The 14,502-nt window shown below is 61.2% G+C and carries 15 protein-coding genes and 1 pseudogene; 10 read left to right on the top strand and 6 right to left on the bottom strand.

Translation table 11 applies throughout. The features are described from left to right. Positions 1-27 precede the first annotated feature (27 nt). Complete coding sequence (locus tag BSY17_RS21675) at positions 28-198, bottom strand: hypothetical protein (protein WP_171899277.1); 171 nt, start codon at positions 196-198, stop codon at positions 28-30. 380 nt (positions 199-578) lie between these two features. On the opposite strand from BSY17_RS21675, the gene BSY17_RS19875 reads away from it, so the two are divergent. After that, the gene (locus tag BSY17_RS19875) at positions 579-1,304 is read left to right on the top strand and encodes a hypothetical protein (RefSeq protein ID WP_237236406.1); all 726 of its coding nucleotides are present in this window, start codon (positions 579-581) and stop codon (positions 1,302-1,304) included. A 198-nt stretch (positions 1,305-1,502) separates the two neighbouring features. Here BSY17_RS19875 and BSY17_RS22115 read toward each other — a convergent pair. After that, positions 1,503-1,931: pseudogene (locus tag BSY17_RS22115) on the bottom strand (fumarylacetoacetate hydrolase family protein); the annotation flags it as partial. A 213-nt stretch (positions 1,932-2,144) separates the two neighbouring features. Between BSY17_RS22115 and BSY17_RS19870 the strand changes: the two are divergent. After that, complete coding sequence (locus tag BSY17_RS19870; RefSeq protein ID WP_069066765.1) at positions 2,145-2,354, top strand: hypothetical protein; 210 nt, start codon at positions 2,145-2,147, stop codon at positions 2,352-2,354. Between the two features lie 64 nt (positions 2,355-2,418). On the opposite strand, the gene BSY17_RS19865 is transcribed toward BSY17_RS19870, so the two are convergent. Then, positions 2,419-2,829, bottom strand: coding sequence for a hypothetical protein (locus BSY17_RS19865; RefSeq protein WP_069066764.1), 411 nt, complete (start codon positions 2,827-2,829; stop codon positions 2,419-2,421). A gap of 513 nt (positions 2,830-3,342) precedes the next feature. Between BSY17_RS19865 and BSY17_RS19860 the strand changes: the two genes are divergently transcribed. The 4 genes from BSY17_RS19860 (at position 3,343) to BSY17_RS19845 (ending at position 6,550) form a co-directional block, all read left to right on the top strand. Next, complete coding sequence (locus tag BSY17_RS19860; RefSeq protein ID WP_069066763.1) at positions 3,343-3,798, top strand: DUF736 domain-containing protein; 456 nt, start codon at positions 3,343-3,345, stop codon at positions 3,796-3,798. A 77-nt stretch (positions 3,799-3,875) separates the two neighbouring features. Then, positions 3,876-4,877: a DUF2493 domain-containing protein gene (locus tag BSY17_RS19855; RefSeq protein WP_069066762.1), complete on the top strand. Its 1,002-nt coding sequence runs from the start codon at positions 3,876-3,878 to the stop codon at positions 4,875-4,877. Between the two features lie 73 nt (positions 4,878-4,950). Then, the gene (locus BSY17_RS19850) at positions 4,951-5,190 is read left to right on the top strand and encodes a DUF6117 family protein (protein ID WP_069066761.1); all 240 of its coding nucleotides are present in this window, start codon (positions 4,951-4,953) and stop codon (positions 5,188-5,190) included. Between the two features lie 415 nt (positions 5,191-5,605). Further along, on the top strand, positions 5,606-6,550 hold the full coding sequence (locus BSY17_RS19845; protein WP_069066760.1) for a DUF2493 domain-containing protein: 945 nt from the start codon (positions 5,606-5,608) through the stop codon (positions 6,548-6,550). Positions 6,551-6,702: 152 nt separating this feature from the next. On the opposite strand, the gene BSY17_RS21025 is transcribed toward BSY17_RS19845, so the two are convergent. Beyond that, the gene (locus BSY17_RS21025; protein WP_083217224.1) at positions 6,703-6,999 is read right to left on the bottom strand and encodes a hypothetical protein; all 297 of its coding nucleotides are present in this window, start codon (positions 6,997-6,999) and stop codon (positions 6,703-6,705) included. 445 nt (positions 7,000-7,444) lie between these two features. Between BSY17_RS21025 and BSY17_RS19835 the strand changes: the two genes are divergently transcribed. From BSY17_RS19835 to BSY17_RS19820, 4 genes are read left to right on the top strand one after another with little or no spacing between them, the layout of a single operon-like run. Next, positions 7,445-7,792 carry a hypothetical protein gene (locus BSY17_RS19835; protein WP_069066758.1) on the top strand — a complete coding sequence of 116 codons (348 nt, stop codon included), beginning with the start codon at positions 7,445-7,447 and terminating at the stop codon, positions 7,790-7,792. Continuing rightward, positions 7,789-9,840, top strand: a complete 2,052-nt coding sequence (locus tag BSY17_RS19830; RefSeq protein ID WP_069066757.1) for a type IV secretion system DNA-binding domain-containing protein — start codon at positions 7,789-7,791, stop codon at positions 9,838-9,840. The genes BSY17_RS19835 and BSY17_RS19830 overlap by 4 nt, the downstream gene beginning before the upstream one ends. After that, complete coding sequence (gene mobF, locus BSY17_RS19825) at positions 9,837-12,749, top strand: MobF family relaxase (protein WP_069066756.1); 2,913 nt, start codon at positions 9,837-9,839, stop codon at positions 12,747-12,749. The genes BSY17_RS19830 and mobF overlap by 4 nt, the downstream gene beginning before the upstream one ends. Next, positions 12,746-13,306 carry a lytic transglycosylase domain-containing protein gene (locus BSY17_RS19820; protein ID WP_237236404.1) on the top strand — a complete coding sequence of 187 codons (561 nt, stop codon included), beginning with the start codon at positions 12,746-12,748 and terminating at the stop codon, positions 13,304-13,306. Before mobF ends, BSY17_RS19820 begins: the two co-directional genes overlap by 4 nt. A gap of 349 nt (positions 13,307-13,655) precedes the next feature. Here BSY17_RS19820 and BSY17_RS19815 read toward each other — a convergent pair whose 3' ends face one another. Both BSY17_RS19815 and BSY17_RS19810 read right to left on the bottom strand, forming a co-directional pair. Beyond that, positions 13,656-14,120, bottom strand: a complete 465-nt coding sequence (locus BSY17_RS19815; protein WP_069066755.1) for a hypothetical protein — start codon at positions 14,118-14,120, stop codon at positions 13,656-13,658. Then, complete coding sequence (locus tag BSY17_RS19810; protein WP_083217171.1) at positions 14,113-14,496, bottom strand: cupin domain-containing protein; 384 nt, start codon at positions 14,494-14,496, stop codon at positions 14,113-14,115. The genes BSY17_RS19815 and BSY17_RS19810 overlap by 8 nt, the downstream gene beginning before the upstream one ends. Positions 14,497-14,502 lie beyond the last annotated feature (6 nt).

Raw genomic sequence — 14,502 nt, 5'->3', positions numbered from 1 at the left:
GCCGCTCGACGGAGATCTCTGCAAATATCAGTCCTTGACTGAGGGTTGCGATACTTCTTCCCCTCGCGCAACATCAAGGGCGTGCTGTAACCGCATCGCGACGATGGCGTCCTCGTCGGCCTCGAGTTCGGCGAGCGCCTTCTCCATATAGGCGATCGCCAGCGCGCGTCTCTGTGCTGTGTTCGATTGTGTGGACATGTGCCGCTCCCGGCCGCTCAGCCGGCGGCACGCCTTGTCATGAAGATGCAAGGCGTGCGGCCCCTGAGAACCGGGTGTTGGAAAACCCGCCAGTAGACGAGCGCGAGCACCTTTAGCCGGGTGGCCTGGACATATATGCCCGCCACCCGGTCGTTAGGAGCAAACGACCGGCTCTACTGGAACGAGGTTTCCACGCCTCGGTCCGCCTGCTGGCGGACGCCCCAAGCCATACTGAAATATGGGCAAAAGCCAAGCCGTCTTACGACGCGAACGACAGGCGTTCGCGCGATCCACACGGCTTCGGGTATTCGAAGGGGAGGAGGAGGCTGAGCTGTAGGCCGGGGCGAACGTCGTCCGGGCGCTTTCCCAGGAGACATTTCATGACCCACAGCATTGGATCGCCAGTCGATGCCGCACACGCAATCGCGGGCAACGAACCCCTTCTCTACAGCGAGACACCCACTGACGAGCGGGGCAATTTCGCCTATACCGGCGACCTGTTCCGCGCACGCGAAGACCTTGCATCCCTATGCGCCCGGATCGATGTCCATCTGCGCTGCCAATTTCCCGCGCTTGGATTCTCGCTCGTCCGCACGCGCTTTGCGGGCGGGCGAAAGATCAAGCTCGAGATCGCCGACACGCCTATGGACCTGCGAGACCCCCTGTTGCGGGACCCGTTGCTCGCCGCGGTCCGCGACCAGATCGAGCGCTTCGGTTTTACGCGTTCGAACATCTATCAGGACTATATGTCGGTCAGCTTCTTCAGCGAGGTCGCGATCGGCAAAGATTATTGGACGCGCTTGGCAGCGCGAACGGCGCTGCAAAATCCAGTCGAGCCCCGCATGTCGCTGGCCCAGTTCAAGCGCACCATCAAACCAGGCGACATATTGAGGCTTATCCATGCGCCCTGGGACGGGCGCAACCTTGGCATCGAGCGCAGGGTCGATGCCGTGCGGTCCGGCGATATCATCATTGCCGGATCCTATCTGACCCTGCCGCGCGCTGCCGGCTTCGCCTGCGATGGACGACAGATTCGTATCGCCATGGGCGATGCCACCGACCCCGACGCCCATCTCCTCTATGAATGGACTCGCTGCAGTGATTGATCCCTGGGCCCGCGGCCGTCGGCGGGAAGGCGGTCGGGCAGCGGTCCACTCCCGTGGCGCGTGGATCAGGCCAGAAAACGAACCTCGACTGGCGGAACGCCGGCTATCGTGGCCCTGATCGTCTCGCCGGGTTTGATCGGCCCAACCCCTCGCCGGCGTGCCGGTGAAGATAAGATCGCCCGGTGCCAGCGCGACATAGGTCGATAGGATCGTGATGATCTCGGCTACGCTCCAGATCATCTGCGACAGATCGCCGGTCTGTCGCGATGCACCAACGATAGTGAGGTCGATGGCGCCCGCTGCGGGTGGCTCTCCCGGTACGAGCAGGCCGATCGGCGCGGACTGATCGAACCCCTTTGCCATGTCCCAGGGTCTACCCGCCTTTTTTGCCGCAGCCTGGAGATCGCGTCGGGTCAGGTCCAGACCAACTGCATGGCCGTAGATGCAGGCAGACGCGTCCGCGACGGCGATATGCGACCCACCTTGGCCCAGGTCGGTCACCAGCTCGATCTCATGATGTAGGTCCTGCGTGCGCGCCGGAAAGGCAAGGTACGCGCCGCTCGGCACGATTGCATCGGCGGGCTTGGTGAAGAAGAACGGCTCCTGCCGGTCCGGGTCCGATCCCATCTCGCGGACATGGTCGGCATAATTCTGTCCCACGCAGAAGATACGCTGGACTGGAAAGCATGCCTTGCCGCCAAGAATGGCAATGGATGGGGCGAAGACAATCGGAAGCACAGGGCTGCTAGTGATAGCGGGCGGCCCTTCAAATCTGGACGGCTTCCTGTGACGGGTTGCGAGCCGTGGACAATCGCCTGTGCGTTCGGCTATCGGCAGGCCATGAGCATCACAGCCACCATCATGAACGCTGCCACCGGTCGGCCTATCCAGAAGATGACCTTCGGCCGTATGCCCCAGCGCTATGCCACTTTCACCCTCGAATCGGGTGAGCGGGTCACGGCCGAGCGCATCGATGTCGGTAAGCCCGCGCCCGGCAAGTTCGCATCCCCTGTCGATATCTGGGTGACGGTCAAGCAGCCCGCTCTTTGAAGCGGGCGTTCTGAGCGGCCGTGTAAACAGCTGCCGCACCGCTTCAGTGAGATCGACGCGCGTCTTAGCGGCCAGGGAGCGCCGGAGAACCGATGCCCGCGGCCCGCACGACCCGATACATGTCGGCGCGCTCCGCCATCCTTGCGACCAGCCACGCAAGATGACCGGCTGCATCCTGCGGCAGCAGGGTGCCCACGGTCTCGTAAAGCAGGCGCTGATATCCCAGATCATCCCGCGCCAATATATCGCCCAGATGGCGTACGGCTTCGCCGTGGGCGACCGGTACCTTGTCCTGCGCCTCGCTCCAGACCAGCGTCACCGCGTCCGCCATTTCCTGCGCGGCATAATAACCGCTGTCGAGACCCTCACCCAGCGATAGCGCCGCCAGCGCGCTGCGTATGTCGGGCAGATCCGGGTCATTGACCGCATCGATCAGCGGCAGGTTGAAGTCGTAATTGGCTAGCCAGGCGCGCATGGAAGGTCCCCGTTGAAGCTTGGTCATCATAAGAACATAATGGCAACATGAGATCAAGCGGTGCGGTGCTGTCAGGGACCACGCGCGACACATGCCCGAGGTCCGGCGCAGGTGATCGAGCGCCAGCAGGCATGTTCAAGGTTGCAGCAAGGAGGGGTTTTGGCGGATGCCTGCTTCGCGGGCACCGGGGCTCTTGTCGGAGCTGCGCTCCGATCGGGCCCGGCTGCGCCGGCCCCGTCCCTTCGGGCTTCGATCCCCTTCCGGGAAGAGCAAAGGCGAGGGCCTGCCGGGGGAGGGTGGCGCGGGCCAGTCGGCCCGTGCAGCGGGCATGGGAGGCCAGCCTGCCCGATACTCTCTCCTGGGCGTGAAATCATAGCTGCCCATCGCGATGGGGAGGATGGGCGGCTGCCTGGTGCCTTCGAGCGAGACCAGCGCCAGCCCCCAGAGAAAAGGAGGGTCTTTGAAGAGTGTCGCCGAAATGGGTTCGGAGAGACATTCGCAAAGGATACGCACATGAACATCGGTGAAATCAAGCAGCAGAACGGGCGTCTGATTGGCGCTATCTCCACGCGCAGCATCGACTTGCCAAAGGTAGGATTGCGAGCGGTTGCAAGTCAAAATGAGCGTGCGCCGATTTATGAAATCGTGACGTTCAATGGCAATCGTTGGGTCCAGATCGGCGCGCTGTGGGAACAGACCTCAAACGCCACGGGTGAGGCCTTTCTGCAGGGTTCAATTGACGATCCGAGCTTTCCCGAACCTCTCCCACTCGCGCTCTTCGGGACGGACGAGGAAGGCTACCGCGTCGCCTGGCGGCGGCCGCAGCGCCGGGATGATTTCGGACCGGCCACGCGTGGCAGCCGGAGCGGGGACGCACCGTCGGGCGGTGGTTTCGGCGGAAGCACGGCGGATGCCGATGGTGCTTTGATGGGCGCGGCCGGGGAGCTCAACGACGAAATCCCGTTCTGACGACAGGCGCAGGCCGGGGGTGCTTCGCGCGCTCCCGGCCTTTGTTCCCTCAACTGCTTTTACAAGGACATGTCGTCATGACCCAGAATCAACTCATCCGCAGGATCGACCGCTTTGCAGACCTGCCCACCCTCTATGCCGAGATCACCGCCACCCCCGAGTTCCAGGCCGCCTTTGGCGAGCCGCTCGGCCTTTCCATCGTCGAATTTGGAGACGAGCCGGGCGAACATGAGATGCCCGAGCCGGTCGCGGCCCAGGCGGAATGCGGCGGCGTCATCGCTGCCATCTTCGACCTGTTTACGGGCACGAGGCTCGAGCCGCTCGCAGCCGAAATCGCCTGGGGCTTCGTCAACAGCTTCCATTTTACAGCCGGCAAACTCGAACGTCGCGAACAGGCGCTGGCCGACGAGGTGGGGGAGATGGCCCGTTGTCAGGACCCCTCCGAAGTGTTTGACCGGGAGTTGGAGGACAAGCAGCTTCTCTGCCAATCGACCACCGAACAGCGCGATGCGATGGAGTGCATGCGCGACTATGCCGCCGAAATGTATCGGGCGCTCAGCGGTTGGCCCTGGTCGCCCGCGCGGGGCACGAAGGCGTCGTCCGCCTCGACCGCAAGCCAGATCGCAGCGCTCGATTTCCTGCGTGCCCGCCAGCTTGCGACCCGCGAGCGGCATGCGCCGCAAGGCCCGATCGTCGTGGTGTCGGGACCGGCCATCTGGCACGACTGGGCCAAGATCTGGGAGCGGCTTGACGAGATCAAGCGCCGCGTGCCGCACATGACGCTGGTGACGACCGGCCAGCGCAAGGGCGTTGACCAGATTGCCGCCGCCTGGGCGGCGCGCAAGGGCAATGGCGTGCCGCTGGTGGCCTACGGCCTTTTCGGCGGCGGTCGCAAGGCGCCCTTCACGCGTAATCGCAAACTCGCTGAGCTGCGCCCCGTCGAGGCGATCCTTTGCGAGGGGTCGGGACTGCAAGCGAACCTCTACCAGGTCCTGCGTGAGGCCGGCACGCCGATCCACGCCTTCCGTGTCAGCGATCAGGCGCCTGCGCAGCAGACGCCGACGCGCATGCCGGTTTGACGATCTGCCGCCGCATTTTCCTCTGGTCCAGGCCACTGAAACGGTCTGGACCGTGTCCACCATGGAGGCCCACATGGCTATTCCAGACCATCATCTGAAGAATTTTCGGACCCTGATGCGCGCCGCCGAAGATGGCAATCTCGCGCTGATGGAATGTCGCGACGCCGTCACCGGCGAAAAGCGTTTCGTGCTTTGTGGCGTCGGCCGGGATGGCAATGACTATGTTATGACGCCCTTCGGCCATCTTGCCGAGGGTAACCCGTTCGAAGCCTATGTGCCGCCACAAAGCCGGCCATTTGGTGCTCCCCATTGAGCGGGAAGTTTACCGCGCTCATGAGGGTTCTGGACCGGCTGCGCTGCGCGCTGCCCGTTTTTTTTATGGGCTGTGCAGGGCGAGGATTCGCGCTTGAAAGGGTCCGCGACGGAGAGGGTGTGCCAAGATCCCAGCGTCGCCGGGGGCATCGAGCCCCCGACAACGCTTGCCTCTTCTTCTCTCAACGCGTCGTAAGTATGGCACGGGGTCACCGCCGGCCTCAAGGACGACGGGGCCCCACCATTTTTCCTGGCGGGTGACGTCGGCGCGCCATCGTGAGACCTGGTCGCGCCAGAAAAAATCGTGACCCCCATCGCCGCTGCGCGGTCGCGGCTGCGCCGCGCTCCTTGACCCCGTCGGCCGGAGCCCGTGCCGAAAAGAGAACCTCTTGAAGAGATTTTCAAAGGAGGTTTCGATGACTTATACAACTTCATCCACCAGCCACGACCGTTTTGCACAGGCCTTCACCGAGACAGTCGATCAATACCGTATCATCCCGGGCGAAGATCCGACCGACGCGCCGATGCCCGACCCGGTTGCAGTCGAGCATGCGACCGAAATGCTCGTGCGCACCATCTTCGATGTGCTGCAGGACACGCGGCTCGAATCCATCGCCGACCGGATTGCCTGGGGCGTCGTGCACAGCCTGCATAAGGTCACCCTGCAGATCGACGGGCAGGCCGACAAGGCCGCGATGAGCGTCAAGGCGCTGATCCGCCAAGCCGATGGCAGCGAGGTCGGAACCCGGGAACTGGAGGAGGCGCAGCAACTGTGCCAGTCGCTGGACGAGACGCGCGATGCCCTGGCTTGCATGCGCGACCACGCCGCTGCCACCTATCTCGCCGAAACCGGGAAGCCCTGGGCGGCGCCGCGAGCGTCGCTGACATCTTCCAAGCGCACCGCATCGGTGGTGGCCGCGACGGACTTTCTAGCGGCACGACGGCAGCGCAAGATCGACGCGCATGCGCCGCAAGGGCCGGTCGTCATCTTCTCAGGCGGGCAGGTCTGGGAGGACCATCGGCTGCTCTACGACCGGCTGGATGCGATCCGCGCGAGCGTGCCGGGCATGATCCTGGCGACGACCGCGCAGGACAAAGGGTGCGACGCCATTGCCGCTGCCTGGGCCGCGCGCAGCGGGTGCAAGCTCATCGCCTTCACCCTCAACCGCCGCCTTGGCAACCGGGCGGGATTTGCCCGCAACGAACAACTGCTCGGGTTGCGGCCAGTGGAAGCCATCGTGTGTGAAGGGTCGGGCCTTCAGTCCCATCTGGCGCGCGAAGTCCGCAAGCAGGGCATCCCCGCGCATTTCTTCCGGCTGGCAGACCAGAATAGCGGACAAGGACCGAAGGGCGCTGTCTGACGAAGGCAAGGGACGGCGGGAGCATCTTGCTCTCGCCGTCCCTTCTTTTGTCTCGACCTATCAATATCGCCCCACTCGGGAACCCGGCAAGCCGGGTCCGTCGCAATGCGATGCGCAACCGGAAACAGCCGGTCGCGGCCAGCTGCGCGCGGTTACACCGTGCTCGCTGCAGGGACGCCTTTGGCGGTTGATTTTGAAGAAGTAGGCTTCCTTTCGGAAGCCGGCGGCATCGCTTGCAGCGCTGCGAAGCTTGCCTCTCCGCCTATCCGGATGGCCTCTGTCAGCAGGTCCTTGAAGATGCGCTCGCTCATGGCCTCCACGGGGAGGTCTCGAACAATATCGGCATATTTGCCGCGCAAGGCGCGGCGGGCTGTTTCTACCTCTTGTGCGGCTCGGCGTTGTCGCGCTTCGAGTTCGGCAAGGCGCTCGCGTTCTGAAAGTTTCGGCATGACCATAACTCCATATTGAGAGGTCTGCCCGCCGACTATGATGATCCAACATGGAGCGCTTTGGCGCAAGACCATTTCAAAAAGAAGAACCCCTCCGGGGAGCCACGCCCGTGCCCGGTCGAGGCTGGCGCAGCGGCAGGCCGCTGCGAAGGAGCAGACGCACGGCGCGGGGCCGTTTGTAATGCACCCTACGCACGGGTGCTGCCGCGCATTATTGGTTGTAAATCAGGAAGATAGTGTGGGAATACATGTATTCATTTTAGAGGGCATTTTGTGGTCCGGGGACCACTAGCCTCGGTCAGACCGCCTCAGAACCCATGATTTGCTAGGAATGCGGCTCGTGGTCCATGGGACACCGCAGCCGCGTTTGTAAAAGATGAGATTTGTGGGTATAAGGGCAACGCTTTACGACATCCGACGGGGCTCCAATTGATGGAGCGGCCCTGTGGTCAAACTCAACTTTCGTATCGACGACGCGCTGCATGCACGCCTGGTGCGGCGTGCCAATGACGCTGACCTTACCCTTTCCCAATTCTCTAGATCTGTCTTGGCGCAGGCCGCCGATCCTGATCGTGGCTATATTTTCACGTCGAATGACGAAATCCTGGCGACCTGTCTCCAGATCTATTCGATCCTTGTAGTCGCAGTCGGTCGCCGCTCCCCCGAGGCAATCGAGCAAGGAATGGAGGAGGCGCGCATCCTCCTCGAACAGCGCGGACTGCTCGCGCCTCAGCCGGATGAAGGCGGCGTCTTTGCCACACATGACCCTCGTTCGCAGGGTGACCGGCGATGAGCATCTTTCGTAACGATACGCTGGGATCCTGGACCCGGGGCGGGCAGGCCATTGTCCACAATGTCCGCATGACCACCCAGGTCTTTTTTCAGACGATGACGGCCTGCCTGGTTCTGTGGATCATCGGCATTCTCTGGTATTGTCTTGAGACGCTCACCGATTATCAACGCTATGTGCTGGTGCAACTCGCGCTGGCCAGCTTCCGCCGTGAGGCCACACGCGGCGGCAGCGATCCCGTACTATTCAAGGCTCCCTACGGTCATCAATATTGGACGAGCGCGGAAGGACTTTTGGCATCGGGACTGGCCCGCAGAACCCTTGATGCCGGTGAAGCTGCATTGATCACGGGCGCGGCGATTGGTGGAGTAGGCGCTCTGCTGGCCTTGTTCTGGGCTTGGTATTATTTCACGCGGACGGGACGAGGTCTCGGGTCCAACCAGTTTCTGCGAGGGGCAAGGTTCGGCACGACAGCGATGGTTCGCAGAGCCCTTCGCCGGCGGCGCAAGGGGAGCCTTACAGTTGGCGGCGTGACGTTGCCCCATGCGTTCGAGCCGGAACATGTCGTGCTTTGCGGCGCGCCTGGGACAGGCAAAACGAATATCATCACAACCATGCTCGCCGGCATTCGGCGAGACGGAAAGCGCGCAATCGTCTACGATACGGCGGGGGCGTTCGTTGAGAAGTTCTACCGTCCGGATAAGGACATATTGCTCAATCCCCTCGACGAGCGGACCGACCATTGGTCCCCTTGGGTCGATGTCCCACGCGACTATCATTATGATCAAATCGCCCAGTCCACGATCCCCGACAAGGTCGGTGATCCCTTCTGGGCACGCGCGGCACGAGGCACGCTGGTGGGGGTCCTGCGCAAGCTTGCTCGGCAGAAGCATACGCTCGTCTCGATCCTGCTCGACCGACTGCTTCGCTCAGGCCTGAAGGATCTGGTGGCGTTTGCCGAGGGGACTGAAGCGGCCGCATTCATCAGCATGGAGGGGGACCGGACCTCGGCCGGCATTCAGGCTGAGCTGGCGTCGGTGATGCGTAGCTTTTCCTATCTGGACGACGCCACGAACGGTTTTTCCATCCGAAGCTGGGTTGAAAATGAAGACGATGACAGCTGGTTGTTCATTACCGTCAAGGCCGACCAGTTGCCGTCACTACGCCCCCTCATCACGGTGTGGATCGACATCGCGATCGGCGCGATCATGAGCATGGCGCCCGACCCCGACCGACGGCTTTATTGCATCATCGATGAACTGCCCACGCTGCAGCGGCTGCCCTCGCTCAGCGATTTTCTGGCCCGCGCCCGCAAATATGGCGGATGCGGCATTCTGGGTTTCCAGTCGTACCCGCAGCTAGAGGCGACATACGGCATCCAGGATGCGGCGGCCATCACCGGCTATTGCTCGACCTGGATCGCCCTGCGCGCGAACGATACCCCGACAGCTAAACATGTTTCGGAGAATCTGGGCCAGGTCGAGCAGATCGAAGCCAATGAGGGCATGTCTTATGGTGTAAACGACATGCGCGACGGGGTGAACCTCTCACGCATGCAGGTCACGCGGCCACTCGTCATGCACACGGAGGTCACCAACCTCCCAAACCTGTCCGGATTTCTGCGGTTCGGTCGCGACCTCCCTGTGGTCCGGTTCAAGGATAGCTATAATTCGCTCCCCACGATTGTGCCCGCCTTTATCGAGCGAACAACCCAACCCGTACGCCTTCCACTTGCCGACGAGATCATCGAAGCAAACCGGAGCGCGACAAGGGAAGGAGAACGCAAGCCACAGCGTCGGAAGTCCTCTCGGACGACGGGAAAGTCTGCCAACAGGGATGCGCCGGGTCAGAGATCAGGACCGAATATCTCGGCTACTCGTTCGCCGGAACTGCCGCTTGCCCGGCAGGGCCGACGATCCCAAGGATCCGAAGGCAAGAAGGTTAAAGTAACCCCGCCAGCGACACTGGGGCCTCGCGCGGGTTCCAGAACCGTGCCCCTTCTGCGTCATGGTCGAACGAACGATAAGCCAGGAAAGGCCGACCCGGCATGATCCATCCGCGACGCCTTTCCGGCTCGGCCGGTAACATTGCCCGCTATTATGCGATCGGCGATTATTATTCGAAAGGGAGCGACGAGCACAGTGAATGGGGCGGCCAGATTGCCTCTGAACTGGGTCTGCAGGGTAGGGTCGATCCGGACGTCTTCCGCGAATTGCTTTCAGGTAAAGTCGCTGGACAAGAGCTTGGCCGACACCGGTCCGATGGAACGCTCGAGCACCACCCCGGCTGGGATTTTGCTGTCAATGCACCTAAGTCCGTTTCGATTCTGGCGCTCGTTGCGCAGGATGGCCGGGTCATCGGCGCGCATGAGAAGGCCGTGGGTCAAGCACTCTCCTGGATAGAGGAGCATGCGGCTTTTCGCCGTCGCGATAGCGGAAAGATCGTCCATGAGACGACGGCGCGACTAATCTTTGCACGCTTCACGGAATATGCGAGCCGAGAACTCGACCCACATCTTCATACCCATGTTGTCATCATGAACATCACCAATAGGGCAGCCGGTGCGCCAATGACCAGCGTCGAGAGCAGGGCTATGTTCGCCGAGCAGATGGTCGGCGGACAAATATACCGAAATGCTCTGGCCATTTCCCTTCGGGAACTCGGCTACGAGATCGAGACGGATCCAAAAAAAGGGCTGTTCGAAATACGAGGCGTACCGGCCGATCTTGTGAAGGCTATGTCCCGGCGTGCCGAGCAGATCAACGCGCATGCTGCCGAACATGGACATAGCGGCCAGGCGGCCCGGGTCGCATCCTTCTATCAGACGCGCGGCCCCAAAGAGAAGGTTGGGATGGCCGACCTGCAGGAGGACTGGAAGGAGAGGGCAGGAGGCCTTCTTCCGCAACTGCATGATCTGCAAGATCGTGCCGAGCGGTCAGAAATAGGGCAGATTGTCGTTGATCCTATGACAGCTCGCCGGGCAGCGCTTTTCGGGATCAGGCATTCGGAGGATCGGGAGGCGGTCAATAATCAGGGTCATTTGCTCCGTGTTGGCCTTGCGGCTCATGTCGGTGAAGTCACGCTATCGGACCTGCGTCCCCTTATCGTCGAACATGAGGCGCGCTCAAAGCTGCTCGTAACGCGAGAGCAGACGGGCGACGGGCTTCTCGCGAGGGGCAGGACCAGTCGCAAGACGGCGCGGCTGGAGCTTGCCCTAGCCCGGCATCTGGCGCTTGCCATGGATGATGCCCCGCGCCTCGCGTCAAGCGACCGACTACTGGCGGCACTCGAAACCTCGGGACTAACCCCAGCTCAGGAGCAGGCCTTGGCTCAACTTGCGGGCTCGCGCGATCGGCTAATCGGCGTTCACGGCGTTGCCGGAGCTGGCAAATCGACCCTCGTTCGATCGATGGCCAAAGCCATTGATCCTGACATTCGGATGCTTGCCCTAGCGCCCACATCCTCCGCTGCGGCAAATCTGGGAGACATGGCGGGAATAGAGTCGCGCACCGTAGCGAGCCTCATCGCCGGCGGTGGACACGGTATCGATAGTCGCGATGTGCTCGTCATAGATGAAGCCGGCCAACTTGGGAATCGGCAAGCGCTTCGTCTTCTAGAAATCAGCCGCGACACCGGCGTAAGGCTCCTTCTGCTTGGTGACAATCGTCAGACCGGCGCGATCGAACAGGGCAAGGCGTTCTGGTTATTGCAGCGGCTAGGACTTCCGAAAGCAGAACTCACCGAGTCGATGCGGCAGCAAACGCGTCTCATGCGGCATGCGGTCGCGCTGGCCCGAGAGGGAGACTATGCCGGGTCAATCGACAGCCTCGACAAGGTCGTGAGCGGCAGCGGTCCAGATGGCTTGGCGCGCGATCTCGTGTCTGAATGGACGCGGCTCAAACGTGAAAACCGGGATAATACAAACATTCTGGTTCTCGACAATGCCAGCAGGATCATCGTGAACGATCAGATCCGTTCTACCCTTCGGAGGGAAGGCGTGATCGCCGCTCAAGATGTGACGCTGCAGGTTCTAACGCCTTCGCCTTTGTCTTCTGAAGAACGACGCATGGCTCGCTTCTATTCCAGAGGCCAGGTCGTCATGTTTAGCCGCGATGAAGCGCGCCAGGGTATCGCACGGCAGGTCGAGTATCGCGTCGCTGGGCTCGGCCGGGAAGAGAATGGCAGACAGGTCGTTCGTCTTGTGGACGAGCTTGGCCACACGATACGATGGGATCCGCGACTGACGCGTGCCGCTCAGATCAACGTCTTTAACGCCGAGGAGCGAGGCGTCGCGGTCGGCGATCGAATTCAATGGCGCCTAGCGACCAAAGACCTTGGGCTTAAGAATGCGGAGCGCGGGACAGTCATTCAGCTCGATGGTCCGATCGCGAGCATCAGGTGGGATCGGGCCAAGGACGTCCAATCCGTCGATTTGACCCGCTTCAAGACCTGGGATCATGGCTATGCGGAGACCGTATATTCTTCGCAATCCAAAACCTACGCCCGCGCCTATATACTGGCCCCAGTAAACTCGCCGCTCGTCAACGGCCAGAATTATTATACTGCCATCACCCGCGCGCGGTTCGGCGTGAAACTATGGACGGAGGACCCGGAGAGGCTTGCCGACAGGCTCATCCGCCGAACGGGCGAAAAAAGATCGGCGCTCGAAGGGCTGGGGCGGCTTGATCCTAACCATGCAGAGGCGATTCGGACCCGCTATGGCGATCGCCTCCGGGTCTCTAGGGTAAAAACTGACGCGGAGCGGCGGGACGCTGCATTAGAACGGCAGATGCCTATCCGTCACGGCGGCATCGCTGAAGTGGCCCGTTCGGCAACGGATGCGCTGACAGCACTTATCCAGCGGGTGTTGGCTAAGGAGCGGTCCGGTGAAAAGGACCAACCCACGCAGCAACCCAATCGCGCCAGAGACGACAAGCCTTATCGCGGACACTCGCGATGAGTGCGAAAGCTTCTGGTCTAGCCTTTTGGGTGTTACCGGGCGGTATTATCACCCTGATGAGAAGGTTCTTCGTCAACCGGGGGATCGTCATGCCCGTGGTCCTGATCGTTGCCGTGACGAACCCGGCGTGGCCGAAGAGCCACGCTGTCGTGGGGTCTTCGAATAATCATGAGGCCGTAATTGCAGTGTGTGTTGAGAAAGCATCCTCGGGCCGGAACTGGCTGCGGCAGACGCTTATGGCCTTGCGAAAGCAGGAAGGTGGCTGGATCGGCGCGGAGGTACGCAATGATAACGGCACGCATGATCTCGGACCAATGCAAGTAAACAGTTGGTGGGTGCCTCGGATTGCACGTTTGATCGCGCGCAACGAGGGCCAGGTGAGGGCATGGTTGCGGGATGATGCATGCTTCAATGTCAACGTAGCTCGCTGGATATTTCTTTCAGCGCTTCGTGATAGCGGCGATTTCTGGAAAGCAGTTGGCATCTATCACAGCCCGACGCGTTGGCGGCAAATTCGATACGCACGAAGCGTTTCAGCCCTTATCCATAACCACTAGTTACAGTTCACCATAATGCCCATTCTCGGCGGTTCGGAATTTGCGGTGGGAACACATCAAGCAGGCGAGCGAACCGTCAGTGGGCGTTGGGGCCTGATCGGAAAGCTCGTCGATATCGTCCAGCCCAACGAATGCGCCAATTACTTCAAATCATGCGAGTATGAACCGGAATGAGTGGAAAACGCTCTAGCGTAGCCAGCTCTTCTGGAATCAACCGACGATGCCCGGCCAAACCGATCGAACGCCTGATCAAATGATCACACCAATAGGTTGGTGAGGAAACCGGTCGATTAGTGACGGCGGCCGGTTCCAGCCCGCGCGGACAAAATCTCGGCCGTGACAATGATGATCAAACCTCGCCGTCGCTGAACTGCACCATCAACTGAACGCACGGCGAGTCGCCGATTTGCCCAGAACGATGGCCTGTGCGACTGGCTTCGAGTGTCGTTTCGACGTCTGCTCCCCAATGAATGTCGCCGGGCCCCATCTCGACCCGTTTGCCATCCTGGGTTTCGATAAACCATCGGCCCGACAAGGGGACGACCCATTGCAACGAAGGACTGGGGTGCCAGTCGCCGATCCACCCAACGGGCAGGATGTTGAACCATATAGCCTTCACCGTGCCGGCAAACGGGCGCATCCATATCGGATCGGTATCGCCGCTGACACTTTTCTGATGGAAACCGTCCAGCAAGCGCTGAACGATCTGCGAACGTCCCTCGGCACTGTTATCCATATGCCAGAATGGCATCAGCGGTGGATCGCCGGGGCTCCGGCCATCATTTGTGGGGGGCGGCAATGTCGTTTCAGTCATCTGCTACTCCTTCATTTGCCGATGGCACGGAGAGCGCTTGGCCCTCCGCCCCGGCATAGGCAACGATTGCGACGACTGGCTCCTTGCCGGTAACACCGCGATGGACGTTATCTATGGATTCGGCAAAGGCTTGACCTGCATGGTAAGTCGCCGTGCGCCCGGTTTCGCGTTCTTCCACCTTCAGCTCGCCAGAGACGATATATGCCGCGTTAGGCATCAGGTGCTTGTGCCAGTGGAGCTTCGAGTTCGCCGGAATCGTCATGCGAACTGTCGTCAGCTTTGGTCGTCCCGATGGATAAGCGCTGTATTTGACATCATTCCAGGAAGATGTTGCCTCAAGCAGTAGTGTCGTGCTCCCTCCAGATTCATCAGCCATTGTGAT

It is taken from the genome of Sphingobium sp. RAC03 (genome assembly GCF_001713415.1).
Classification (GTDB): domain Bacteria; phylum Pseudomonadota; class Alphaproteobacteria; order Sphingomonadales; family Sphingomonadaceae; genus Sphingobium.
Note: the sequence above shows the minus strand (reverse complement) of the source record. Positions and strands in the feature narration are given on the sequence as shown.

Bases quoted from the DNA above. Each gene is read 5' to 3' on its own strand.
- BSY17_RS19815 (WP_069066755.1), bottom strand. From the start codon at position 14,120: ATGACTGAAACGACATTGCCGCCCCCCACAAATGATGGCCGGAGCCCC.
- BSY17_RS19850 (WP_069066761.1), top strand. From the start codon at position 4,951: ATGGCTATTCCAGACCATCATCTGAAGAATTTTCGGACCCTGATGCGC.
- BSY17_RS19830 (WP_069066757.1), top strand. From the start codon at position 7,789: ATGAGCATCTTTCGTAACGATACGCTGGGATCCTGGACCCGGGGCGGG.
- BSY17_RS19820 (WP_237236404.1), top strand. From the start codon at position 12,746: ATGAGTGCGAAAGCTTCTGGTCTAGCCTTTTGGGTGTTACCGGGCGGT.
- mobF (WP_069066756.1), top strand. From the start codon at position 9,837: ATGATCCATCCGCGACGCCTTTCCGGCTCGGCCGGTAACATTGCCCGC.
- BSY17_RS19810 (WP_083217171.1), bottom strand. From the start codon at position 14,496: ATGGCTGATGAATCTGGAGGGAGCACGACACTACTGCTTGAGGCAACA.
- BSY17_RS21675 (WP_171899277.1), bottom strand. From the start codon at position 198: ATGTCCACACAATCGAACACAGCACAGAGACGCGCGCTGGCGATCGCC.
- BSY17_RS19870 (WP_069066765.1), top strand. From the start codon at position 2,145: ATGAGCATCACAGCCACCATCATGAACGCTGCCACCGGTCGGCCTATC.
- BSY17_RS19865 (WP_069066764.1), bottom strand. From the start codon at position 2,829: ATGCGCGCCTGGCTAGCCAATTACGACTTCAACCTGCCGCTGATCGAT.
- BSY17_RS19875 (WP_237236406.1), top strand. From the start codon at position 579: ATGACCCACAGCATTGGATCGCCAGTCGATGCCGCACACGCAATCGCG.
- BSY17_RS19860 (WP_069066763.1), top strand. From the start codon at position 3,343: ATGAACATCGGTGAAATCAAGCAGCAGAACGGGCGTCTGATTGGCGCT.
- BSY17_RS19845 (WP_069066760.1), top strand. From the start codon at position 5,606: ATGACTTATACAACTTCATCCACCAGCCACGACCGTTTTGCACAGGCC.
- BSY17_RS21025 (WP_083217224.1), bottom strand. From the start codon at position 6,999: ATGCCGAAACTTTCAGAACGCGAGCGCCTTGCCGAACTCGAAGCGCGA.
- BSY17_RS19855 (WP_069066762.1), top strand. From the start codon at position 3,876: ATGACCCAGAATCAACTCATCCGCAGGATCGACCGCTTTGCAGACCTG.